The organism is Caballeronia sp. ATUFL_F2_KS9A (genome assembly GCF_023630765.1).
GTDB lineage: Bacteria > Pseudomonadota > Gammaproteobacteria > Burkholderiales > Burkholderiaceae > Caballeronia > Caballeronia zhejiangensis.
In genome coordinates this window covers 76,170-96,940 of sequence record NZ_JALQEK010000029.1, presented here as the reverse complement: position 1 = coordinate 96,940, position 20,771 = coordinate 76,170, and the positions used below count along the sequence as shown (strand labels likewise).

Here is a 20,771-nt window from a genome sequence, read left to right as displayed (position 1 = left end):
CGCGCGCCGGCCAATAAAAACCAATCGACGGGAGTGCCGATGACCGTATGCGTGCTGCATGCCGCAGCAGAAATGTTTCCGCTGTTGAAAACCGGCGGCCTCGCCGATGTGGTCGGCGCGTTGCCGCCCGCGCAATCGCAACTGGGCACGAACGCGCGCGTCGTGCTGCCGGGCTTTCCCGCCGTGCTCGCGGGTCTCGACGATCTTCAGCCCGTGGCCGATCTCGGCAGCGCGTTCGGCGCGGGCAATATCCGCCTCGAGCGCGGCGTGCTGCAGCCGCACGGCATCGTCGTGTATGTGGTGCGCGCGGATCAGTTCTACGATCGTCCGGGCAATCCGTATATGGATGCGACGAATCGTCCCTATGCCGATAACGATCGCCGCTTCGCGCTGCTCGGCTGGGCGGCGGCGCGCATCGCGACGGGCGTGGACCCGGCATGGAAGCCGCATATCGTCCACGCCCACGACTGGCATGCGGGACTTGCGCCGGCGTATCTGCGCGCGTTCGAGCGCGGCGGCGCGGCGCGGGTCGGCACTGTGATGACGGTGCACAACCTGGCGTATCAAGGCACGTTTCCGGCTTCGGAATTCGGCGCGCTGCAATTGCCCGGCGATTTCTACGCGGTGGAAGGCGTCGAATTCTACGGCCACGTCTCGTTTCTCAAGGCGGGGCTTTATTTCGCCGATCGCATCACTACCGTCAGCCCGACCTACGCGCGCGAAATCCAGACGCAGGCGCAAGGCGCCGGACTGCACGGTCTCCTGCAGACGCGCACGCACGACATCACCGGGATTCTGAACGGCGTCGATTATTCGATCTGGAGCCCGACCGCCGATGAATCCATCGCGTCGAAATACACGCAGGCGAAGATCGGCGGCAAGTCGAAATGCAAGACGGCGCTGCAGGAGCGCATGGGTCTCGCGAAGGACGACGACGCCCTGCTCTTCGGCGTCGTCAGCCGTCTGACGGAGCAGAAAGGACTCGACCTGCTGCTTTCGGCCGTGCCCGATATCGTCCAGCGCGGCGGCCAGCTCGTCGTGCTCGGCACCGGCGACCCGGCGCTCGAAACCGGCATGAAGAACGCGGCGGCGGCGCATCCGGGCGCGGTCGCGGTCGAACTCGGCTTCGACGAGACGCTTTCGCATTCGATCATCGCGGGCAGCGACGTCGTGATGGTGCCGTCGCGCTTCGAGCCGTGCGGGCTCACGCAGCTCTACGCGCTCGCGTACGGCTCGCTGCCGCTCGTGCATCGCGTGGGCGGGCTCGCGGATACCGTCGTCGATTCATCGCTCGAAAATCTCGCCGAGGATCTCGCGACCGGCTTCGTCTTCGATACTTTCGATCGCGCGGGCATCGTCGGCGCGATCCGGCGCGCGTTCGCGCTCAAGGCGCGTCGCACGGAGTGGAAGGCCGTCGTCAAGCGCGCGATGGGCCAGAGCTTCGGCTGGGAAGACGCCGCGCTCAAGTACGCGGAGGTTTATCGGGATTTGACGGGCGGCTGAGCCGTCCAGACGACGTCGCCATCCACCGCGTAGGGCGCGCAGCCGCGATGCTTGCGACTGCAATGCGCCATCGCCGATGCGATCGGGTCCGGCCCGAGTGCCGCGATCGACCACGCGCCATCCGACGCGATCACGAAAGCGCGCGGACGCGGCAACTTCAGAAACGCGTCGTAGCCCTTGCGACCGGCGGCGTCGATGAACGGCACGGCGCTCGCATCGGCAAGCGCGGCGAAACCGGTCGCGGGCGGGCCCGAGCGCGTCCAGACCACCTGGTCGTCGTACGCATAGAGACGGCAATCGGCCGTGAGCGCCGCACAGTCGCGCAGGGCCTGCGTCAACGGATCGAAGCCGCCGTGCGCCGCCGCGCCGCCGTTCGGTCCGATTGCAAACGCGCGCGGAATCGGCTTCGAGAGGAACTTCCGATACAGCGCGCGCATGCCCTCGCTGCCGAGATACGGCACGGCGGCGATGTCGTCGACGGCGGCGTATCCGCTCGAGGGCGGCGTCGCCATCGGCATGTTCTCCGGGTAAATCGACGCGAACGGCATGCCGATTTTCTTCAGGAACGCATCGAGTTTCGGCGTCCACACGCGCAAGCCTTCCCATGAACCCAGCAGCTTGTGGGAATCGGTCATGAAGGCGCCGTAGTTCGCCAGTTCCGCGTTCGCGCCCGCCGACGTGTAGCGCGCGAACATGTCCCGCCAGGTGCCGGCCGGAAAGAACGAATCGTTCTCGCCGTACAGCCACAGCGACGGAACGTGCGCACGCGCGCCGAGCGCCGCGCTGTCGCGGATGAGCGCAGCGTCGTCCGACGCGCATACGTCGACGCGCACGCCGCCGTAGAAGTTCACGACGCCCTTCACTTCCGGCGCGTTTCGCGCCCCGAACGCGAGGCTGTACCAACCGCCCGCGCTCTCTCCTGCGACAACGACGCGCGAACCGTCGACGTAAGGCTGCTGACGCATGTACGCGATGACCTTGCCGATATCGTCCGCCGCCTTGTTCCCGAGCCCCGCCAGATCGCACCCGTGCGCGCGCAGTTCGCCCGTCGATCCCGCGTAGCCGCGCATCATCGGCAGCGCAACCGCGTAGCCGCGCGACATGAAGTAGTTCGCCAGATAGGTGAGATGAAAGCGTGGCATCGTCGCCTTCGTTTTCTTGCCGTAACCGCCATGATTGATGACGGCGAGCGGAAACGGTCCCGCGCCCTCCGGCATCGCGATCGTCACCTGCAATTGCGCGGTATCGCCGCGCTCGCCGACCGGCACTTGCACGACGCGTTCGCCGGGCAATGCGGGAACCGGCGCACGCAACGCGTCGTAGGCGCTGGTTGCATGACTGTCCGATAGATGGAATGCCATCAGAAAGACGAAAAATAGCTGCAGTCGAAACATGGTTCCCGCGCGCGTAGCCTAAAGGCCGCATTATCGGCGTTTCCTGTTCGCGACCTTGCGCCGGCGGGCGCGCAATTTGCGTAAGGCACAAATTAATACAAATGCAGGAGCGCATATGCATAAACCCCTCGCAGGCCAGATTGCGCTCGTGACGGGCGCGAGTTCGGGCATCGGCGCGGGCGTCGCGACCGCGCTCGCCGATGCGGGCGCGCACGTCGCCATCAACTATCACTCGCACGCGGAACCCGCCGAAAAGCTCGCCGCCGCGATCACGGCGAAAGGCGGCGAAGCGTTCGCGGTCGGCGCGGACGTCTCCGACGAAACCCAGATCGACGCGATGTTCGATGCCGTCGTGAAGCGCTACGGCACGGTCGATATCGTCGTCGCGAATTCGGGCTTGCAGAAGGACGCGAAGTTCACCGCGCTCACGCTCGACGACTGGAAGACGGTCATCGAAACGAATCTCACCGGCCAGTTCCTCACCGCGCAGCGCGCCGTGCGCGAATTCGAGCGGCGCGGCATGCGCGACGTGTCGAAGGCGCTCGGGAAGATCATCTGCATGAGTTCCGTGCACGAGGTCATTCCGTGGGCGGGACACGTGAACTACGCTGCGTCCAAGGGCGGCATTCAAATGATGATGAAAACGATCGCGCAGGAAGTCGCGCCGCAGCGCATTCGCGTGAACGGCATCGCGCCCGGCGCAATCCGCACCCCGATCAACAAGGACGCTTGGGATACGCAGGACAAGCTCGACAAGTTGCTGACGCTGATTCCGTACGGGCGCGTCGGCGAGGTCGAGGATATCGGGCGCGCGGCGGTGTGGCTTGCGTCTGACGATAGCGATTACGTCGTCGGCACGACGCTTTTCGTCGATGGCGGCATGACGCTCTATCCGGGATTCGCGGATAACGGCTGATGGCGGACAACGGAATGAACCCAATCAAGGTGGACGTCGCCGTGATCGGCGCGGGCACGGCCGGCATGGCCGCGTTTCGCGCGGCGCGGCTCGCGGGCGCGAACGCGGTGCTGATCGAGGGCGGCGAACCGGGCACGACCTGCGCGCGCGTCGGCTGCATGCCGTCGAAGCTGCTGCTCGCGGCGGCCAACGGCTTGCACGACGCGCATTCGCTCGCCGCGCGCGGCATCGAAGGCACGCACGCGCTCGAAGCCGATCGCGCGCGCGTGCTCGATTACGTGCGGCGCGAACGCGATCATTTCGTCAAGGGCGTACTCGACGAGATCAAAGCGCTGCCGGATGGCATGCTGCTGCGCGGCAAGGCGCGCTTCGAAGCGCCGACGCGATTGCGGATGGGCGACGACACGCGCGTCGAGGCCAAAAGCGTCGTCATCGCGACGGGCGCCGCGCCGAGCGTGCCCGACGAGCTGAGGGTGTTCGGCGACAAACTCATCACGAGCGACGATCTCTTCGAACTGCGCACGTTGCCGAAGCGCATCGCCGTGTTCGGCGCGGGACCGATCGCGCTCGAGCTGGGGCAAGCGCTCGCGCGGCTCGGCATCGAAATTTTCATGTTCGGCAAAGGCGGCAGCGCGGGAGCGATTACGGACAAACCGGTGCGCGATGCGCTTATCGCCGCGCTCGCCGACGAGTTCTATTTCGATCCCGACGCGAAAATCGACGGCATGTCGCTAGAGGGCGGCCAGCCGACGCTGCGCTTCACGTCGCCGGACGGCGAGGCGCGCGTCGAACGCTTCGATCTCGTGCTCGCCGCGACCGGACGCGCGCCGAATCTGAAGCCGCTCGCGCTGGAAAACGCGGGCATCGAACTGAACGAAAAAGGCGCGCCGCTTTTCGACGAAACAACGATGCAATGCGGCGACAGCGCGATTTTCATCGCAGGCGATTGCGACGGCGCGCGCCCGTGGCTCCACGACGCCGCCGACGAAGGCAAGCTCGCCGGCGACAACGCCGCGCGCTTTCCGGACGTGCAGCGGATCGAGCGCAAGGTGCCGTTCTCGATCGTGTTCTGCGAGCCGCAGGTGGCGATCGTCGGCGCATCGTATGACGATCTCGACAAGCCGATGACGGTCACAGGAGAAGCATCGTTCGAGAATCAGGGACGAAGCCGCGTCATGCGTCAGAATCGCGGCCTGCTGCACGTCTATGCCGACGCGAAAACCGGCAAGCTGCGCGGCGCGCAAGGCTGCGGCCCGGCGATGGAGCATCTCGGGCATCTGCTGGCGTGGGCGCTGCAACTGGAATTGACGCTCGATGAAGCGCTCAAACTGCCTTTCTATCATCCGGTCGTGGAAGAAGGCTTGCGCACCGCGCTAAAAGATGCAGATAGAAAATGCTACGAGGAAAGATCGGAAACACCGCCGGCATTACCAAGCGCCGCGGGTTGCTGATCCAAAAAAAACGAACGCCGGTTGCACGCAACCGGCGTTTATCGTCGGAAAGAGCAAGGATCAGCTTCCGCTCAAACCATATTGCAGTGCGAGATCGAACCCGAGCACGACGAGCGAACAGAAAAGCCCCAAGGACAAATTCGCCAGTCTATGTCCGACGTCCTTGTGCTTCGTCAGCACGGCGCCCGCGAGGAACGCGATTTCCACGATGACCTGCATGCAAAACACGGCAATCATCAGCGCGAACTCGTAACCCATCGAGTTGAAGTTCAGGAAGTTAAAGCCGTTCACCGCCACCCAAGACCCCACTCGCCAAGCTTCGTATGCCAATAGCAGCAACGGGAAGAAATAGCTGGCTACATAAGTCGGCACCGTGGCGTGCCGCAGTTCCATATTTAAGTGACGTGTTACTTGCATCGCGTACTCCTCATCTGATTGCCCGAAAACGACGGGCGTTCTACCTGCACCGTGGCGCAAACCGGAGCGTTCTGATCGAACGGCAGACGGGCGTCGTGCTTTCAGAATAGGACAATTTTTTGGAAAGCGAATCATCGTATTCCCGATGATCGTATCCAATAAGGCTTTACGCGCTTCGTTGTGCAGTGCAGCTGAATAAAGCAGTTATTTCCCGGCCCTAAATTCGGCAGGCGCGTACGTGCCGATTTTCTAAAGTGTTCGAGCCGTATTAAACGCCAGAGTTCTTCGCGTACAACTTGATAATGCCCGAAAAATCGAGCCCGCCGAATCCTTGCTGGCTCATCGACTGATACAACTGTTGTGCCAGCGCACCCATGAATACCGGCTGCTTCGCAGCGCGCGCTGCATCGACGGCAAGTCCGAGATCCTTGAGCATTAAATCAGCGCCAAATCCGCCCGAATAACCACGCGACGCCGGCGCCGTTTCGATGATGCCCGGATAGGGATTACACGTATCCGAGCTCCAGCAACGCCCAGTCGATGTATTGACGATACTCGCGAGTTTCGTCGGATCGATGCCGAGCGTTTCGCCGAGTTTCATCGCTTCGGCGACGCCGATCATGGAAATCCCTAGCAGCAAGTTATTGCAGATCTTCGCGATCTGGCCCGTGCCGGTTTCGCCGCATCGCACCATGTTTTTGCCCATGCCGGACAAGACGGGACGCAATGTTTCGAAGAGCGTTTCATCGGCGCCGACCATGAACGTCAGCGTACCCGCCTGCGCGCCGACGACGCCGCCGGAAACGGGGGCATCGGCGAACGGGTTGCCCTGCTTCGCCGCCGCCTCGCCGATGAGCTTCGCGGTCGCCGGATCGATCGTGCTGCTGTCGACGAGCGGCACGCCTTTCGCAACGCCCGCGAGCACGCCGTCGTCGCCCAGATAGACCTTCTTCACATGCTGCGCGGCGGGCAGCATCGTGATGACGACTTCCGCGCCTTGCGCCGCCGCGCGCGGCGATGCGGCGAGCGTCGCGCCCGCCGCCTTCGCCGCATCGAGCGCGGCGGAGACGAGATCGAACGCCGTCACCGCGTGGCCGGCCTTCAGGAGATTGGCGGCCATCGGACCGCCCATGTGACCCAAACCAATGAAGCCGATTCGCATGGACATCTCCCTTTAGCGAAGCGCGATGGTCGTGTTGACGCCGTCGTTCACGGTGGCGTCGTCGAACCAGCGCGCGGTGACGGTTTTCGTCTGCGTGTAGAACTGCACGACCTGCTTGCCGTACGGGCCGAGGTCGCCGAGCTTCGAGCCGCGCGAGCCAGTGAAGCTGAACGCGGGCACCGGCACCGGAATCGGAATGTTGATGCCGACCTGACCGATATCGATCTCGCTCTGGAACTTGCGCGCCGCCGCGCCGCTTTGCGTGAAGAGACCGACGCCGTTGCCCATCGGATTGCGATTGACGAGCGCGATGGCGTCGTCGAGCGTATCGGCTTCCAGCACGCACAGCACCGGGCCGAAGATTTCCGTCTTGTAGATCGACATGTCGGTATCGACGTTCGTGAAGATCGTCGGTCCGATGAAGTTGCCCTTCTCGTAGCCCTTCACGTCGATATCGCGGCCATCGAGCGCGAGCGTCGCGCCCTCTTCCACGCCCTTGCTGATGAGCCCCAGAATGCGCTCCTTTGCCGCTTTCGACACGACCGGGCCGACGTCCGTATTCGGCTCCGTGCCGCCGTTGACTTTGAGCGTCCTGGCCTTCTCGACGAGTTCCGGCACCCAGTCCTTCGACGCCCCGACGAACACGGCCACCGACGTCGCCATGCAACGCTGACCCGCCGCGCCGAAGCCCGCGCCCGCGAGCGCGTTGAGCGTCTGCTCCTTGTTGGCGTCGGGCAGGACGACGGCGTGATTCTTCGCGCCCATCATCGACTGCACGCGCTTGCCGTGCTGGCTCGCGAGGTTGTAGACGTGCGTGCCGACGGCCGTCGACCCGACGAACGAAATCGCCTTGATATCGGGATGCGTGCAGATCGCATCGACGACTTCCTTGCCGCCATGCACGACGTTCAGCACGCCCGCCGGCACGCCCGCTTCGAGCGCGAGTTCGACGAGTTCCATCGTTGAGAGCGGATCCTGTTCGGACGGCTTCAGTACGAACGTGTTACCGCAGACGATCGCCATCGGGAACATCCACAGCGGGATCATGGCGGGGAAATTGAACGGCGTGATGCCGGCGCACACGCCGAGCGGCTGCCGTAGCGTGTACGTGTCGACGCCGCCCGCGACGTTTTCGGAGAATTCGCCCTGCTGCAGCGTCGAAATCGAACACGCGTGCTCGACCACTTCGAGACCGCGAAAGATGTCGCCTTCGGCATCGGCGAGCGTCTTGCCCTGCTCCGCCGTCAGCGTCCGCGCGATGCGCTTCTGGTTCTGGCGCACGAGGTCCTGAAACTTGAGCATCAGACGCATGCGCGTGCCGAGCGGCGTCGTGCGCCACGTCTGAAACGCCTTGTGCGCGGCGGCAACGGCGGCGTTGACTTCATCGACCGTCGCAAACGGCACGCGACCGACGACTTCCTGCGTCGCAGGATTGACGATGTCGCGCCAATCCGTCGTCTTCGAATCGACGAACTGGCCGTCGATCAGCAGTTTGGCCGTACGGACGGACGCGCTCTGCGCCGGATGTTCAGCAGCGATATTCACGAGTCACTCCTTTTGGATGAGTTGTCACGAAGGGGAACGAAGACGCGCGGACGGAGCGCCGGTGCGGCGCCGAAGGGAAAAGGCATGTCGTCTCCGTTTATAAGAAATCGGCGCGCAGTGCAGCACGCTCGTTTCCTTGAGTATAGTTATGCAAAAGTCCATCATGGCACTAGAAAAACACCCGATCGATATGCAAAAAAACGCCATGCCAAACGTTATTCCAAGCGCCAAGCTCGATATCGGGCGCCTCAACTGGGACGACCTGCGCTTCTTCCTGGAAGTCGCGCGCACGCAGCGCGCGAGCGGCGCGGCGAAGCGTCTGGGCGTCGATTACACGACGGTCGCGCGGCGCGTTCGCGCGCTGGAGGACGCGCTCGGCACGCTTCTGTTCGACAAATCGCGCAGCGGCGGATTCATTCTGACGGCCGAAGGCCAGCGCCTGCTCGGTTACGTCGATTCGATCGAGACGACGGTGCAGTCCGCGACCGAGCAGATCGCCAATACGGGGCACGCGCTGTCCGGACACGTTCGCGTCGGTTCGACGGAAGGCTTCGGCTGCTTCTTTCTCGCGCCGCAACTCGCGCGCTTTCAGGACGCGCATCCGAACATCTCCATCGATCTGCTGCCGGTACCGCATTTCGTGAGTCTGTCGAAGCGCGAGGCGGATATCGCCGTCACGCTCGAACGACCCGAGCAGGGCCAATACGTTTATACGAAGCTGTGCGATTACCGGCTCAAGCTCTACGCGACCGCCGACTATCTCGACGCGCACGAACCGATCCGCACGAGCGACGATCTGCGTCATCATCGTTTCGCAAGCTATATCGACGATCTCGCGTTCAGCTACGAATTGCTGTATCTCGAACGCGCGGTGCCGGGCGCGGTGTCGCGCTGGCGCAGTACGAGCGCGATTGCGCAGTACTTCGCCGCGCTGCAGGGCCGCGCGCTCGCGATCCTGCCGTGCTTCATGACTTCGCCCGATCCGCGCTTCGTGCCGGTCTTGCCCGACGATATCGTCGTGACGCGCGCCTTCTATCTGTCCTGCCGCGAGGATTTGCGCAAGCTGAAGCGCATCACGGCTGTATGGGACTACCTGCGCGCGGCGGCCGAAGCGAACCGCGGCTTCCTGATGGGAGACGGCGCGCAGATGGCCTGGGTCGATGTCAAGTGATCCTGACCGGCGACACGCTTTTTGACAGCGACTCGAGACCGAACGTGGTAGGCGTGACGCCACCACGAACATCACAAAATTTGACTCGATAAATTCGTGGAATTTTGCTTCGATGTCCTGCCGAAACGTCACTCGCCCACGCGAGCTCGGGCATAATTGCCGGCCAGTTTCATTGCATTGCCGTGGAGAGCGCGGCGCTCCATTCCCGTGATTTCCTCTAGTTTCTTTCCCGCTGCCCCGACGGGCCGCGCCGTGCGCTAATGGCTTTCGTCATCTGGTCACGGCGGTCCATGTCCCGCCAGCGCATCCGTTTCGTCGAGGCCCGCACGGCGCGCGCCATCGCGGTCATCGGCGCCATTACGCTTCTCGTGGCCGCGCTCGCGCTCGGCATCGCGATCGGCACCATGTTCGCGCGCAGCCATCTCGGCGAGGAGCAGACGCTGATGTCGCGCCGCTCGTACGAGATCGAAGAGCTCGGCCGCATCAATGCCGCGCTGATCGAGCTGACGCCGCGCGTCGAAGGCCTGTCCGCGCAAGTCAGCGAGCTGCACGAATTCGACACGCATCTGAAGGCCGCGCACGGCGCGGGCGGCACGTCCGGCGTGCATGACGTGCCGCCGCTGCCCGACAGCGAAGAGCCAGCCACGTCGCTCGACGGCGCGGGCGGCCCCGCCTTGCCGCCGCGCCTGTGCGATATCGGCCGCGCGGCGGCGGGCGCGCCGCGGCAGCGTTTGAAGAGCGCGCATCGGATCATCGATTGCCTGAACGACGAAGTCTCGCAATTGCAGACGCAAACGCTCGCCCACTACGCCGCGTACATGGCCTTTCCCGGCCGCAATCCGGCACCCGGCCTGCGCAGCGGCTCGCCTTACGGCAACCGTCTGGACCCGTTCACGGGGCGTCTGAGCTTTCATCCCGGCATCGACTTCGCCGGACCGGCGGGCACGCCGATTCTCGCCAGCGCGGGCGGACGCGTCATCGCGGCGGGCGAGCGCAACGGCTACGGCATTTCGGTCGACATCCGCCACAGCGACGGCATGGTGACGCGCTATGGACACGCGTCGCGCATCTTCGTGAAAACCGGCGAATTCGTGATGCCGGGACAGGTGATCGCGGAAGTCGGCTCGACCGGCCGCTCGACGGGGCCGCATCTGCATTTCGAAGTGATCGTCGACGGCGCTCAGATCAATCCTTCTCCCTATCTCGCGCTCTTCAGGCGTTTGTCGCATGCGCAAAGTTGATTCGAAGCGGCTGTCGCTGCAACTCTCCCGCCAGTCCTATTCGCTGACGCCGAGGCGCGGCGCGGGCATCTGGCTCGGACTGATCGCGGCCGTGTGTGCGATCGCGGCGCTCGCCGCCGCAGGCTTCGCACTCAAACGCTCGCATGAAGACGTGCGCAAGCTCGACACGCTCTGCGCGCCGCCCGTCTCCGAGCAGAAGCTGCGCGAGCAGCTCGCGCATGCGCAGCTCGCGCTCGAACAGGAGATGGCGAGCCGTACCTCGCTGGAAGAACGCGCAAAGGACAGCGCGGCCGAAATCCAGCGTCTGCAGACCGATCTCGCTTTCCTCAGGAAGCAACAAAAACCCAATTGAGCGGCACGCGTCAGCGCGGGCTTCGTGCAGCAACCCTTTACCGCATCGCAAGGACTCGACATGTTTTCATCGAAGAAGGATTCCAACGGCATCAAGATGGCCAAGCTCGCGACGCTCGTCGCGCATAACGTGCATATCTCGGGCGATCTCGAGTTCAGCGAAGGCCTGCGCATGGACGGCCAGGTCACGGGCAACGTGGCCGGCCGTCCGGGCGAAGAAACGCTGCTCGTCGTGAGCGATCAGGGCGCGATTCGCGGCAACGTGAGCGCTTATAACGTCATCATCAACGGCTGCGTGACGGGCGATGTCACCGTCGCGCATTTCGTCGAACTTCAGTCGAACGCGCGCGTGCTGGGCAACATCTACTATCAGCAGTTGCGCATGGATATCGGCGCGACGGTCGAAGGCAAGCTCACCAAGTTCGATTCGCAGGCGGCGCACGTCCCGAGTCTGCCGGCGCCGCCCGAATACAACATCGACCTCATCTCGAACTGACGGCAGACAACGAGCGCCGGAGAATCCGCGCGTGCTGGCAGCCGGGCGCGTGTCCGGCTAAGATTCGATGGATCAAGGCCACGCGCGCCCCTGGCGAAATCACGCGACTTCGAGCGTCCATCGACACGTGGCCGGTTATATCCAGATAACGATAAAGGGCGTCCCATGCTGGTCAATTGCGCGGCTTATCAGAATGGCCGAAAGCTCGCGGACGTCGAGATCGACGACATCAACGCCTATCGCGATCTGCCCGACTCTTTCATTTGGGTTGCATTGAAAGAGCCCGGTCCTGGCGAACTCGCGCACATGACGCAGCAGTTCGGCTTGCACGAGCTGGCGGTCGAAGACGCGCAGCACGGTCATCAGCGGCCGAAGATCGAGGAATACGGCGACTCGCTGTTCGCGGTCTTTCATACGGTCGAATTCGACGAAGAAGGCGAAGTGCTCGTCGGCGAAATGAACGTGTTCGTCGGCACGAACTACGTGCTTTCGGTCCGCAACCGCACGACGCAAGGTTTTCAGGAAGTGCGCAAGCGCTGCGAGCGCGAGCCGCATCTGCTCAAGCACGGCCCCGCGTTCGTGATGTACGCGCTGCTCGATGCGGTCGTCGATCGATACTTTCCCGTGCTCGAGACGCTCGGCGCGGAAGTCGACGAAGTGGAAGAGCGCATCTTCGAGCAAAAAGGCTCGGTGGAATCGCGCGAGATCATCGAGGATCTGTACTCGCTCAAGCGGCGCATGACGATCCTGCAGCATCACACCGCGCCGCTGCTCGAAGCCGTCAGCAAGCTGTATGGCGGGCGCTCGCCCGGCGTGTGCTCCGGCATGCAGGAATATTTCCGCGACGTGTACGATCACCTGCTGCGCATCGTGAAGACCATCGAAGGACGGCGCGAAATGATCGTCACGGCGATCCAGGTGAATCTCGGTCTGATCGCGCTCGCGGAAAGCGAAGTGACCAAGCGCCTCGGCTCGTTCGCCGCGCTCTTCGCCGTGCCGACGATGATCGCCGGCATCTACGGCATGAACTTCAAGTCGATTCCCGAACTGGACTGGGTCTACGGCTACCCGACGTGTCTCGCGGTCATGCTGGTGGTCGATGTCGTGCTCTACTGGCGCTTCAAGAAGGCCGGCTGGCTGTAGCAAGAATGTTCCTTTTCGGAACCTTCGGGCGAAATTCGTTGTCTAATCAAGCGATTTGCGAGAGAATGTCATCTGGCCTTGCAAAATCGGCCTATCGACCGCACATGACGTAAGCGCACGGCAGAAGCGCTCACTTCCGCAGCACACGTTGCTTTTCCGTTTCAACCGCACATCGGCTCTGCTTTGCCGATGTCGCCGTCCCGGTCATGCCGGCCACGGCGCGCCGCATCCGCGGTTCGCCCTGTCGTCCGGCCTATGCCGTCAAGCTCACGACGAGCCTGAGATAGAGACGCGGCGCGCCCCGCATGCACGTTTATCGTGCATGGACGCGCCAGGCCACGCTTTGCATCGCCACTTACGATTCGTAGCGACGACGCTTTCGGGCAGCGGCGCAGAACGGTTCGTTGGCGTCGAATGCGCGTTTTTCGCGCGATGCGCGGCAGCACCCACTACAACTCATTACAGGAGCCCCCATATGGCGAAAGAAGAACTCATCGAACTCGACGGTATCGTTGACGAAGTGCTTCCCGACAGCCGCTATCGCGTGACGCTGGACAACGGCGTCGTCGTGGGCGCTTACGCCTCGGGCCGCATGCGCAAGAATCACATCCGTATTCTGGCCGGCGACCGCGTAACGCTGGAACTGTCGGTGTACGACCTGACGAAGGGCCGCATCAACTTCCGTCACAAGGACGAGCGTGCCGGTGGCGGTGCCCCGCGCGCACCGATGCGCCGTCGTTGATTTCCCTGCATCATCCGTAACGAGCGTGAGCCTGATCCGCAGCGCGCGCTTTTGAACCAAACACGCGGATCATTCTGAACTTCGACGCGGCCGCTCATCCGTCAAGGCTGCGCAGCGCGTCGATGTCCCTTCTTCCTTCAGCCGCGCGCCGCCAAGAGCGCGTCGATGCCGACCGCGAAGCCGTCCTCGTCGTTGCTCTTCGAGACCAGGCTCGCGCGACGCTGCACGCTGTCGGATGCCTGCCCCATCGCGATCGATACGCCCGCGATCTCGAACATCGCCACATCGTTGCCCATGTCGCCGAGCACGGCCACGCGTTCGAGCGGCACGTTCGCGAGTTGCGCCAGTTCGCGTACCGCAGTGCCCTTGTTCGCTTCCAGGCTCGTGATATCGAGGTAATAGGTCTGCGAGCGCGCGGCGTGTCCGCGGCCTTCCAGTTGCTTTTGCACGCTGCTTTCGACGCGCGCGAGCAGCGCCGTATCGGCGGTCGAGCCGACGATCTTGTCGACCTCGCCGAGATCGACATCGTCGAAACGCGTGACGAGCACGCCTTCGTAGCCGACCGTGCGCGTCTCGAGCGGCACGTAGGTGCCTTCGGGATTCGTCAGATACCAGGCGTCGTCGATGAACACCCACGCGTCGACGTTCGCCGACGCGAGCGCTTCGAGCGATGTCTGCACGACATCGCGCGGCAGCTTGTGCGACGACAGCAAATCCCACGTGCCCGGTCTGACGAGACTGCCGCCGTTGTACGACGCGTAAGGCATGTCGACGTCGAGCGCCTCAACGATATGCCGCATGCCCTTGCCCGGCCGGCTGCTCGCCACGGTAAAGCGCACGCCCGCTTCCTTCAGGCGGCGCACGGCGTCGATCGCCGGTTGGCCCAATGCCTTGTCGGTATAGAGCAGCGTGCCGTCGCAATCGGTGACGACGAGTTCCGCTTTGGCGAGCGCGGCGAACGCCGCATCGGCGTCGCCGTTCACGCTGTGAAGTCCGTATTTGCTGTTGGCGTTCATCAGTGCGCCCCTTCACGCTGATTGAAATGCGGCAACTGGCGCGTCTCGCGCACCGAGCGCGGATGCCACAGCCGCGCGCCGCCTTCGATGCCCGCCGCATTCGACACGACCGCGACGTTATCCGGCAGCTTGAACTTGATATGCGCCGCGTTGCCGCCGCCGATCCACAGCTTGTCGTAGTTCGTCAGCGTCGCCAGGATGCCGATGATCTTCTCCACGCGCCGGCTCCAGCGCTTCTTGCCCGCCTTCTCGCGCGCCGCGTTGCCGATGTACTCGTCGTAAGTCTTGTCCTTCGCGACCGGATGATGCGCGAGCTCCAGATGCGGCATCAGTTCGCCGTCGCGAAAGAGCGCGGTGCCCGCGCCCGTACCGAGCGTCAGCACCATTTCGATGCCGCGCCCTTCGATCGCCGCGAGCCCTTGCATCTCGGCGTCGTTGATCATGCGCGCGGGCACGTTGCCGAGGCGCTCGGCGATCAGTTGCGCGAGCGGCACGCCGCGCCAGGCGGGCGTGCCGAGATTCGGCGCGGTCAGCACGACGTTATCGCGCACGACGCCCGGAAAGCCGATGGAAATGTGCGTCGGCGGCTCGGCGACGATCGGCGCGATCAGTTCGATGAGCGTCTCCACGACCACGTCGGGCTTCGCCGGATGCGGCGTCGCCACGCGCACGCGGTCGCTCTTCATCTCGCCGTCCTCCGAGATGATGGCCGCCTTCAACCCGGTCCCGCCGATATCGATCGCGAGAATGCGTTCCGCCTTGATCGCGAGTTTGTCCGCCGTGACGTGGGTCTTCTGCTTGGCTCTTGATTCTGTGCTCACGCTCGTTGTCCTTTTGAGTTTGCGTTGCGATGAGATGAGTTCAGTTCTTCCTGTGCGCGTCGGTCAGCGGTCGCCACGCGCGGCCGTCGTCGGCAAGCAGCTCGTCCGCTTCGGCCGGCCCCGCGCTGCCCGCCGCGTAACCGCGCACGGGCAGCGGACTGTCCCGATGCAGCACGCGATCCACCGCCGCCCAAGCCGTCTCGATGCTGTCCGCGCGCTGAAAGAGCGTCGCGTCGCCGAGCATGCAGTCGTAGAGCAGCGTCTCATAGCCGACGTTCGCGCGCTCCGCGAAGAAGTCGGCATAGTCGAACCTCGAACGCACCTTGCCGATCTGCATTACCGGTCCCGGCACTTTCACGTTGAAATCGAAGCTCGTGCCGTGCGCCGGATCGATGCGCAGCGTGAACACATTCGGCGTCAGCGCATCGACGGGCGTATCGCGAAACAGCAAAAACGGCACCGCCTTCAGTTGCACCGCGATCTCCGTGCGACGCTCGGTGAGCCGCTTGCCCGTGCGCAGATAAAACGGCACGCCGGCCCAGCGCCAGTTCTCCACGTACACGCGCGCCGCCGCGTAGGTTTCGGTCCGGCTATCTTTGGCCACGCCCGGTTCTTCCTTGTAGCCCGGCCCGGCGGGTCCGGCTTCGTACTGGCCGAGCACGACGTCGTCGGCGGTGAGCGGACGGATCGCATCGAAGACTTCGGCTTTTCTGTCGCGCACGGATTCGGCATCGAAGGAATTCGGCGGCTCCATCGCGACCATGCCGAGCAACTGGAACAGATGGTTCGGCAGCATGTCGCGAAACGCGCCCGTCTGCTCGTAGAACTTGCCGCGCCCTTCCACGCCGATCGTCTCCGCCGCCGTGATCTGCACGTTGTCGATGTACTCGCGCCGCCAGATCGGTTCGAACATCGCGTTGGCGAAGCGCACGGCGAGAATGCTCTGCACCGTGTCCTTGCCGAGAAAATGGTCTATGCGGTACACCTGCGACTCGTCCGCATACTTGAGGATGCAGCGGTTCAGTTCCTGCGCCGACGCCAGATCGCTGCCGAACGGCTTCTCGATGACAAGCCGTCTGAAATTGCCGTCCTTCTCTTCGAGCATGCCCGCCGCGCCGAGATGCTCGATGATCGGCTGAAAGAACCGCGCGCCCACCGCGAGATAGAACACGACGTTGTCCGACTTCGCCTGCGCGAGCCGCGCCTTGAGCCGGGCAAAGGTTTCGTCCTCTTCGAATTCACCGGGGAAATATTCGAGCCGCCCGACGACCCAGTTCCACGCGTCCTCGTTCAACTGCGACGTGTGAAACGTCGCGGCCTTGTCGGCGGCGAACGTGCGCAGCGATTGCGTGAGCTCGTCGCGCCATTCGGACGTCTCGCGCTCGCCGTGATTCACGCCGATGATCTCCATGCCGTCGTCGAGCAGCTTGTCGGCGGACAGGTTGTAGAGCGACGGCATCAGCAAGCGCTTGGTGAGATCGCCGCCCGCTCCGAAAATCACGAGCGTGCATGGCGGCGCGGGATGCTTGCCGGCGCACGTCGCGCTGGCCGGGTTGTTTTCCTTCGATTGATTCGCTTCGTTCGATTCTTTCGGCATGGCGTATCGCCCCTTGTCAGTTGCGCTGGAACCTGGAAAGACCTGCATCGATGCGGCACAGTTCATTCGAACGACGCGTTGCAAGCTCGCGCGACGAATAACGTATGCATTTTGTAATTTTTAACCTTTCGTGTCGTAAAATATGCGCGCCTGACGACAGCACTCGCGGACATTGCGACATCGAAGCTTGACGAAGCCTGAACTCCATATGAACGCACATGACACTTCCATCGACCTCGCCGCCTACTTCGAGCGCATCGGGTACGCGGAATCCGTGCGGCCCGCGCCGACGCTCGACACACTGCGCGCGCTGCATCTGCTGCATCCTCAGGCCATTCCCTTCGAAAATCTCGACGTGCTGATCGGCCGCCCGATCCGGCTCGATCTCGAATCGATCCAGCGCAAGCTCGTCGCCGGACGGCGCGGCGGCTACTGCTACGAGCACAACCTGCTGTTTCGCAGCGTACTTCAGACGCTCGGTTTTCGCGTGCGCAGCTTCGCAGGACGCGTCCTGTGGGGCCGCGAGCGGTCTGACATGCCTGCGCGCACGCATATGCTGCTGCTCGTCGATCTCGACGAAGGCGCGTTCCTCGCCGACGTCGGCTTCGGCGGCATGACGCTTTCCGCGCCGCTCGCGCTCCAGACGGGCCTCGAACAGATCACGCCGCACGGCGCTTTCCGCCTCGAAGGGGCCGGCGAAGCGCCCGGCTACGTCCTGCAGGCGCTCGTGAACGGCGCGTGGACGAACGTCTATCGCTTCGACCTCGATCCGCAGTATGACGCCGACTACGAGATGGCCAATCATTTCGTGTCGATGTATCCGCAGTCGATCTTCCTGCACAACCTGCTCGCCGCGCGTCTCGCGCCGGGCAAGCGCCTCGCCCTGTTCAACCGGCGTTTCTCGATCCACGACGAACGCGAAGGCAGCGATCATCGCGAACTCGACGGCACGGCCAGTCTGCGCCGCGTGCTCGAAGGCGAACTCGGCATTCGTCTGCCGGATGGCGCCGAACTCGACGCCGCCCTCGCCCGTCTGCCCAACCAAGCTTAATCAGAAGACCACGATGTTCAAGAAGAAGACGCGCGGCGGCAGCGATTTCCAGACGCATCACCGCAGCGCGGTGCTCGCAAACCGGCTGCCGGCCTGGCGCTCGCGGCTCGTCGTCATCGGGGTGACGGCGGCGTTTTTGACGCTAGCCGGACGCGCGCTGTGGGTCCAGGTCATCGACCACAAGTTCTATATCGGCGAAGGCCAGAAGCGCTATCAGCGCACGCTGGCGCTCTCGGCGACGCGCGGACGCATCGTCGATCGCAATGGCGCGATGCTCGCCGTCAGCCTCGCGACCTACGAAGTCTGGGCGACGCCCAAGCTCTTCGACGGCGATCACGGTGGCGAGATCGCGCGCCTGCTCGACATGCCGCCGAAGGATCTGCAGCGCCGCATCGACGGGACTCGCGCGTTCGTCCTGCTCAAACGTCAGGTGGAAGCGGAAACCGCCGAGCGCATCGCGACGATCGGGCGCGCGGGCATCACGCTCGTGCCGGACACCAAGCGCTTCTATCCCGAAGGCGAATCGGCGGCGCACGTCGTCGGCTTCACGAATAACGAGGATCACGGGCAGGAAGGCGTCGAGCTGGCCGCCGACGCGCGTCTGACGGGCGCGGCCGGCCAGCGCGAAGTGATCCGCGACCGGCTCGGGCGCGTGGTCTCGCAGATCGGCGAGCCGGCCATGCCGCAGAACGGCGAAACCATTCAGTTGACGATCGACCGGCGCATCCAGCAACTCGCGCATTCGCAACTCAAGGCGGCGATCGCGAAGCACAAGGCGCGCGCGGGCAGCGTCGTCGTGCTGGATGCGAAGAACGGCGAAGTGCTCGCGCTCGCCAACTATCCGAGCTTCGATCCGAACGATCGCTCGCGCCTCACCGGCGAGCAGTTGCGCAACCGCGCGCTCACGGACACCTTCGAGCCCGGCTCGACCATCAAGCCGCTCGTCGCCGCGCTATCGATCGATCTCGGCCGCGTGCGGCCCGAAACGCGCATCGACACATCGCCGGGCACGTTCAAGCTCGGCCCGAACGTGATTCACGACACGTCGAATCACGGCGTCATCACCGTGTCCGAGGCGGTGCAGATGTCGAGCAACGTCGCGCTCACGAAGCTCGCGCTGCAGATTCCCGCGCAGACGATCTGGGACAAGTACCGCGAATACGGCATCGGCCGCGCGCCCGAGCTGACGTTTCCGGGCGCCGCGACCGGCCGCCTGCGCGCGCCCGAGCGCTGGAAGCCGATCGAACAGGCGACGATGGCGTATGGCTACGGTTTATCGCTGTCGCTCGTGCAGATCGCACAGATCTACACGGCGTACGCCGGCGACGGACGCTTTTATCCCGCCACGCTGATTCACGGCGAAACGCGCCGCGACGCCGTGCAGGTGACGAAGCCCGCGACCGCGAAGGCCGTGCGCAACATGCTCGAAAACGCGACCGGCGACCACGGCACGGGCCGCGCGGCGGCGGTGGAAGGCTATCGCGTCGGCGGCAAGACGGGCACGGCGCGCAAGCAGGTCGGACGCTCGTATGCGGCGAACAAGTACCGCGCGTCGTTCGTCGGCATCGCGCCGATGAGCGATCCGCGCGTGATCGTCGCCGTGATGATCGACGAGCCCACGGGGGGCACCTATTACGGCGGAACGGTCGCGGGGCCGGTGTTCTCGGGCATCGTCGGCGCGACGCTGCCGCTGCTCGGCGTGCCGCCCGACGCATGAAGCGCGGCGCACGCGGGCGCGGGCCTTGCTGCAGCGTGACCGGACTGTCAAGGGCTTGTGCTCTAATGTCGTGTTCGGCACCAGAAGATCAAACGGGAAAGACCATGAAAAAACTCGCCGCGGCGCTCGCGTTGCCTGTGCTTTTCGCCGCCTGCGCCCAGTTTCATAACGAAGATGCAGGACAACCCGAAGTCGAGAAATCGTCGACGGAAAACAAGGTGAACGGCATCGTGCAATGCATCGCCGCCGAAGCGAAAAAGCACGACGCCCAATACAAGCAGACGTCCATCCCGCAAGGCGTGATGCTCGAATTCGGCGACTCCAACGTCATCAAGGTCCGCTACGACAACGGCGAGACCACGTACCGGTACTATCCGGGGCAGCGTCATCCGTCGAACATGTGGATCGAAGGCGCGGGCAAGAAATGCGCGCCGGCGGACGCCACCGCTCACGACGAACCTCAGAAATAAGCAGACAGGACCATGCGCTCGACCAAAGCCATCAGCGCCGTCGAACGGCTCAAGACGCGCAGCGGCAACGCGAATTACGCGGCCATCTCGATGCCGGGCGGCTACTTCTATCTCGCCGAGCGCGCGCCCGAAGGCACGAAGAAAATCTCCGAGCCGATGCCGATGGACGACTTCGTCGCGTTCGTCAACGCCCGCGATCCGGCCAAGCCGCGCAAGGCCAGCAAGCTCGATCTCGCGATGGAAGAACAGATCGGCCGCAGCGGCAAACGCACGGCAAAAACGCCGTCCGCGAACGACGAATGATCGGCCTGCGTCGCCCTTGCGCGACGCAACATCGAAATCCCCGCGTTGCTCTCACACCAATGTGCGATGACAGACGGAGCCATCAGGTCCGCGTTGCGTACATTTTTGTTAACGATCGAAATCGCCGAGACAGGCAACGATCGGTCATCCGAAGAAAAGAGCAAGGGCCACCCGCTTAGCCACAAAAATATGCGCGGGTGAACGGGGTGCCTCAACGGCGCGCGTGTCCGATGTCGGGACAAGCCGTCGTATGGCCGAGAGGAA

The 20,771-nt window shown here is 63.9% G+C and carries 20 protein-coding genes; 13 read left to right on the top strand and 7 right to left on the bottom strand.

Features of this window, described 5'->3' with window-relative positions; translation table 11 throughout:
- The first annotated feature begins 39 nt into the window (after positions 1-39).
- A complete protein-coding gene (glgA, locus tag NCS67_RS16125) occupies positions 40-1,503 on the top strand; it encodes a glycogen synthase GlgA (protein ID WP_250435706.1) in 1,464 nt (487 codons plus the stop codon).
- Here the strand turns inward: glgA and NCS67_RS16120 are convergent.
- The gene (locus NCS67_RS16120; RefSeq protein ID WP_250435705.1) at positions 1,479-2,864 is read right to left on the bottom strand and encodes a dienelactone hydrolase family protein; all 1,386 of its coding nucleotides are present in this window, start codon (positions 2,862-2,864) and stop codon (positions 1,479-1,481) included. The two genes, glgA and NCS67_RS16120, sit on opposite strands and share 25 nt — an antisense overlap.
- 148 nt (positions 2,865-3,012) lie before the next feature.
- Between NCS67_RS16120 and NCS67_RS16115 the strand changes: the two genes are divergently transcribed.
- Together NCS67_RS16115 and NCS67_RS16110 are read left to right on the top strand one after the other, a co-directional pair.
- Positions 3,013-3,813, top strand: a complete 801-nt coding sequence (locus NCS67_RS16115; protein WP_250435704.1) for an SDR family oxidoreductase — start codon at positions 3,013-3,015, stop codon at positions 3,811-3,813.
- Positions 3,814-3,827: 14 nt separating this feature from the next.
- Entirely contained in the window at positions 3,828-5,264 is a 1,437-nt protein-coding gene (locus tag NCS67_RS16110; RefSeq protein ID WP_250435702.1) for a dihydrolipoyl dehydrogenase, read from the top strand.
- Positions 5,265-5,324: 60 nt separating this feature from the next.
- Here NCS67_RS16110 and NCS67_RS16105 read toward each other — a convergent pair whose 3' ends face one another.
- The 3 genes from NCS67_RS16105 to NCS67_RS16095 form a co-directional block, all read right to left on the bottom strand.
- A complete protein-coding gene (locus NCS67_RS16105) occupies positions 5,325-5,681 on the bottom strand; it encodes a hypothetical protein (RefSeq protein WP_033536128.1) in 357 nt (118 codons plus the stop codon).
- 268 nt (positions 5,682-5,949) lie between these two features.
- Complete coding sequence (gene mmsB / locus NCS67_RS16100) at positions 5,950-6,843, bottom strand: 3-hydroxyisobutyrate dehydrogenase (RefSeq protein WP_250435701.1); 894 nt, start codon at positions 6,841-6,843, stop codon at positions 5,950-5,952.
- A gap of 12 nt (positions 6,844-6,855) precedes the next feature.
- Positions 6,856-8,388, bottom strand: coding sequence for a CoA-acylating methylmalonate-semialdehyde dehydrogenase (locus tag NCS67_RS16095; protein ID WP_250435700.1), 1,533 nt, complete (start codon positions 8,386-8,388; stop codon positions 6,856-6,858).
- 205 nt (positions 8,389-8,593) lie between these two features.
- Here NCS67_RS16095 and NCS67_RS16090 point away from each other — a divergent pair, with 205 nt between their 5' ends.
- From NCS67_RS16090 to infA, 6 genes are all read left to right on the top strand, one after another.
- Positions 8,594-9,559, top strand: a complete 966-nt coding sequence (locus NCS67_RS16090) for a LysR family transcriptional regulator (RefSeq protein ID WP_239295020.1) — start codon at positions 8,594-8,596, stop codon at positions 9,557-9,559.
- A 290-nt stretch (positions 9,560-9,849) separates the two neighbouring features.
- Positions 9,850-10,800: a M23 family metallopeptidase gene (locus tag NCS67_RS16085; RefSeq protein ID WP_008353496.1), complete on the top strand. Its 951-nt coding sequence runs from the start codon at positions 9,850-9,852 to the stop codon at positions 10,798-10,800.
- A complete protein-coding gene (locus NCS67_RS16080; RefSeq protein ID WP_175979248.1) occupies positions 10,787-11,152 on the top strand; it encodes a hypothetical protein in 366 nt (121 codons plus the stop codon). Before NCS67_RS16085 ends, NCS67_RS16080 begins: the two co-directional genes overlap by 14 nt.
- A gap of 60 nt (positions 11,153-11,212) precedes the next feature.
- Positions 11,213-11,647 carry a bactofilin family protein gene (locus NCS67_RS16075; protein ID WP_250435699.1) on the top strand — a complete coding sequence of 145 codons (435 nt, stop codon included), beginning with the start codon at positions 11,213-11,215 and terminating at the stop codon, positions 11,645-11,647.
- A 165-nt stretch (positions 11,648-11,812) separates the two neighbouring features.
- Positions 11,813-12,790: a magnesium/cobalt transporter CorA gene (gene corA / locus NCS67_RS16070; RefSeq protein ID WP_008353501.1), complete on the top strand. Its 978-nt coding sequence runs from the start codon at positions 11,813-11,815 to the stop codon at positions 12,788-12,790.
- A 475-nt stretch (positions 12,791-13,265) separates the two neighbouring features.
- Positions 13,266-13,532 carry a translation initiation factor IF-1 gene (infA, locus tag NCS67_RS16065; RefSeq protein ID WP_006999277.1) on the top strand — a complete coding sequence of 89 codons (267 nt, stop codon included), beginning with the start codon at positions 13,266-13,268 and terminating at the stop codon, positions 13,530-13,532.
- A 137-nt stretch (positions 13,533-13,669) separates the two neighbouring features.
- On the opposite strand, the gene NCS67_RS16060 is transcribed toward infA, so the two are convergent.
- From NCS67_RS16060 to zwf, 3 genes are read right to left on the bottom strand one after another with little or no spacing between them, the layout of a single operon-like run.
- Positions 13,670-14,548 carry an HAD family hydrolase gene (locus NCS67_RS16060; protein WP_250435698.1) on the bottom strand — a complete coding sequence of 293 codons (879 nt, stop codon included), beginning with the start codon at positions 14,546-14,548 and terminating at the stop codon, positions 13,670-13,672.
- On the bottom strand, positions 14,548-15,369 hold the full coding sequence (locus tag NCS67_RS16055) for an ROK family protein (protein WP_372492552.1): 822 nt from the start codon (positions 15,367-15,369) through the stop codon (positions 14,548-14,550). The genes NCS67_RS16060 and NCS67_RS16055 overlap by 1 nt, the downstream gene beginning before the upstream one ends.
- Before the next feature lie 40 nt (positions 15,370-15,409).
- Positions 15,410-16,966, bottom strand: coding sequence for a glucose-6-phosphate dehydrogenase (gene zwf, locus NCS67_RS16050; RefSeq protein ID WP_250435697.1), 1,557 nt, complete (start codon positions 16,964-16,966; stop codon positions 15,410-15,412).
- Between the two features lie 208 nt (positions 16,967-17,174).
- On the opposite strand from zwf, the gene NCS67_RS16045 reads away from it, so the two are divergent.
- The 4 genes from NCS67_RS16045 (at position 17,175) to NCS67_RS16030 (ending at position 20,507) form a co-directional block, all read left to right on the top strand.
- Positions 17,175-18,017 carry an arylamine N-acetyltransferase family protein gene (locus NCS67_RS16045; protein ID WP_250435695.1) on the top strand — a complete coding sequence of 281 codons (843 nt, stop codon included), beginning with the start codon at positions 17,175-17,177 and terminating at the stop codon, positions 18,015-18,017.
- Positions 18,018-18,030: 13 nt separating this feature from the next.
- On the top strand, positions 18,031-19,734 hold the full coding sequence (locus NCS67_RS16040; protein WP_008353508.1) for a peptidoglycan D,D-transpeptidase FtsI family protein: 1,704 nt from the start codon (positions 18,031-18,033) through the stop codon (positions 19,732-19,734).
- A 104-nt stretch (positions 19,735-19,838) separates the two neighbouring features.
- Positions 19,839-20,204, top strand: a complete 366-nt coding sequence (locus tag NCS67_RS16035) for a hypothetical protein (protein WP_008353509.1) — start codon at positions 19,839-19,841, stop codon at positions 20,202-20,204.
- A 12-nt stretch (positions 20,205-20,216) separates the two neighbouring features.
- Positions 20,217-20,507 (top strand): hypothetical protein, encoded by a 291-nt coding sequence (locus NCS67_RS16030; RefSeq protein ID WP_034471787.1) that lies wholly within the window; start codon positions 20,217-20,219, stop codon positions 20,505-20,507.
- The last annotated feature ends 264 nt before the right edge of the window (positions 20,508-20,771 follow it).

What these genes read in the sequence shown, in the direction of transcription:
- NCS67_RS16120 (WP_250435705.1), bottom strand. Translation starts at nt 2,864, where the DNA reads ATGGCATTCCATCTATCGGACAGTCATGCAACCAGCGCCTACGACGCG.
- NCS67_RS16035 (WP_008353509.1), top strand. Translation starts at nt 19,839, where the DNA reads ATGAAAAAACTCGCCGCGGCGCTCGCGTTGCCTGTGCTTTTCGCCGCC.
- NCS67_RS16030 (WP_034471787.1), top strand. Translation starts at nt 20,217, where the DNA reads ATGCGCTCGACCAAAGCCATCAGCGCCGTCGAACGGCTCAAGACGCGC.
- glgA (WP_250435706.1), top strand. Translation starts at nt 40, where the DNA reads ATGACCGTATGCGTGCTGCATGCCGCAGCAGAAATGTTTCCGCTGTTG.
- NCS67_RS16090 (WP_239295020.1), top strand. Translation starts at nt 8,594, where the DNA reads ATGCCAAACGTTATTCCAAGCGCCAAGCTCGATATCGGGCGCCTCAAC.
- corA (WP_008353501.1), top strand. Translation starts at nt 11,813, where the DNA reads ATGCTGGTCAATTGCGCGGCTTATCAGAATGGCCGAAAGCTCGCGGAC.
- NCS67_RS16045 (WP_250435695.1), top strand. Translation starts at nt 17,175, where the DNA reads ATGAACGCACATGACACTTCCATCGACCTCGCCGCCTACTTCGAGCGC.
- zwf (WP_250435697.1), bottom strand. Translation starts at nt 16,966, where the DNA reads ATGCCGAAAGAATCGAACGAAGCGAATCAATCGAAGGAAAACAACCCG.
- NCS67_RS16080 (WP_175979248.1), top strand. Translation starts at nt 10,787, where the DNA reads ATGCGCAAAGTTGATTCGAAGCGGCTGTCGCTGCAACTCTCCCGCCAG.
- NCS67_RS16075 (WP_250435699.1), top strand. Translation starts at nt 11,213, where the DNA reads ATGTTTTCATCGAAGAAGGATTCCAACGGCATCAAGATGGCCAAGCTC.
- NCS67_RS16110 (WP_250435702.1), top strand. Translation starts at nt 3,828, where the DNA reads ATGAACCCAATCAAGGTGGACGTCGCCGTGATCGGCGCGGGCACGGCC.
- infA (WP_006999277.1), top strand. Translation starts at nt 13,266, where the DNA reads ATGGCGAAAGAAGAACTCATCGAACTCGACGGTATCGTTGACGAAGTG.
- NCS67_RS16060 (WP_250435698.1), bottom strand. Translation starts at nt 14,548, where the DNA reads ATGAACGCCAACAGCAAATACGGACTTCACAGCGTGAACGGCGACGCC.
- NCS67_RS16040 (WP_008353508.1), top strand. Translation starts at nt 18,031, where the DNA reads ATGTTCAAGAAGAAGACGCGCGGCGGCAGCGATTTCCAGACGCATCAC.
- NCS67_RS16085 (WP_008353496.1), top strand. Translation starts at nt 9,850, where the DNA reads ATGTCCCGCCAGCGCATCCGTTTCGTCGAGGCCCGCACGGCGCGCGCC.
- mmsB (WP_250435701.1), bottom strand. Translation starts at nt 6,843, where the DNA reads ATGCGAATCGGCTTCATTGGTTTGGGTCACATGGGCGGTCCGATGGCC.
- NCS67_RS16105 (WP_033536128.1), bottom strand. Translation starts at nt 5,681, where the DNA reads ATGCAAGTAACACGTCACTTAAATATGGAACTGCGGCACGCCACGGTG.
- NCS67_RS16115 (WP_250435704.1), top strand. Translation starts at nt 3,013, where the DNA reads ATGCATAAACCCCTCGCAGGCCAGATTGCGCTCGTGACGGGCGCGAGT.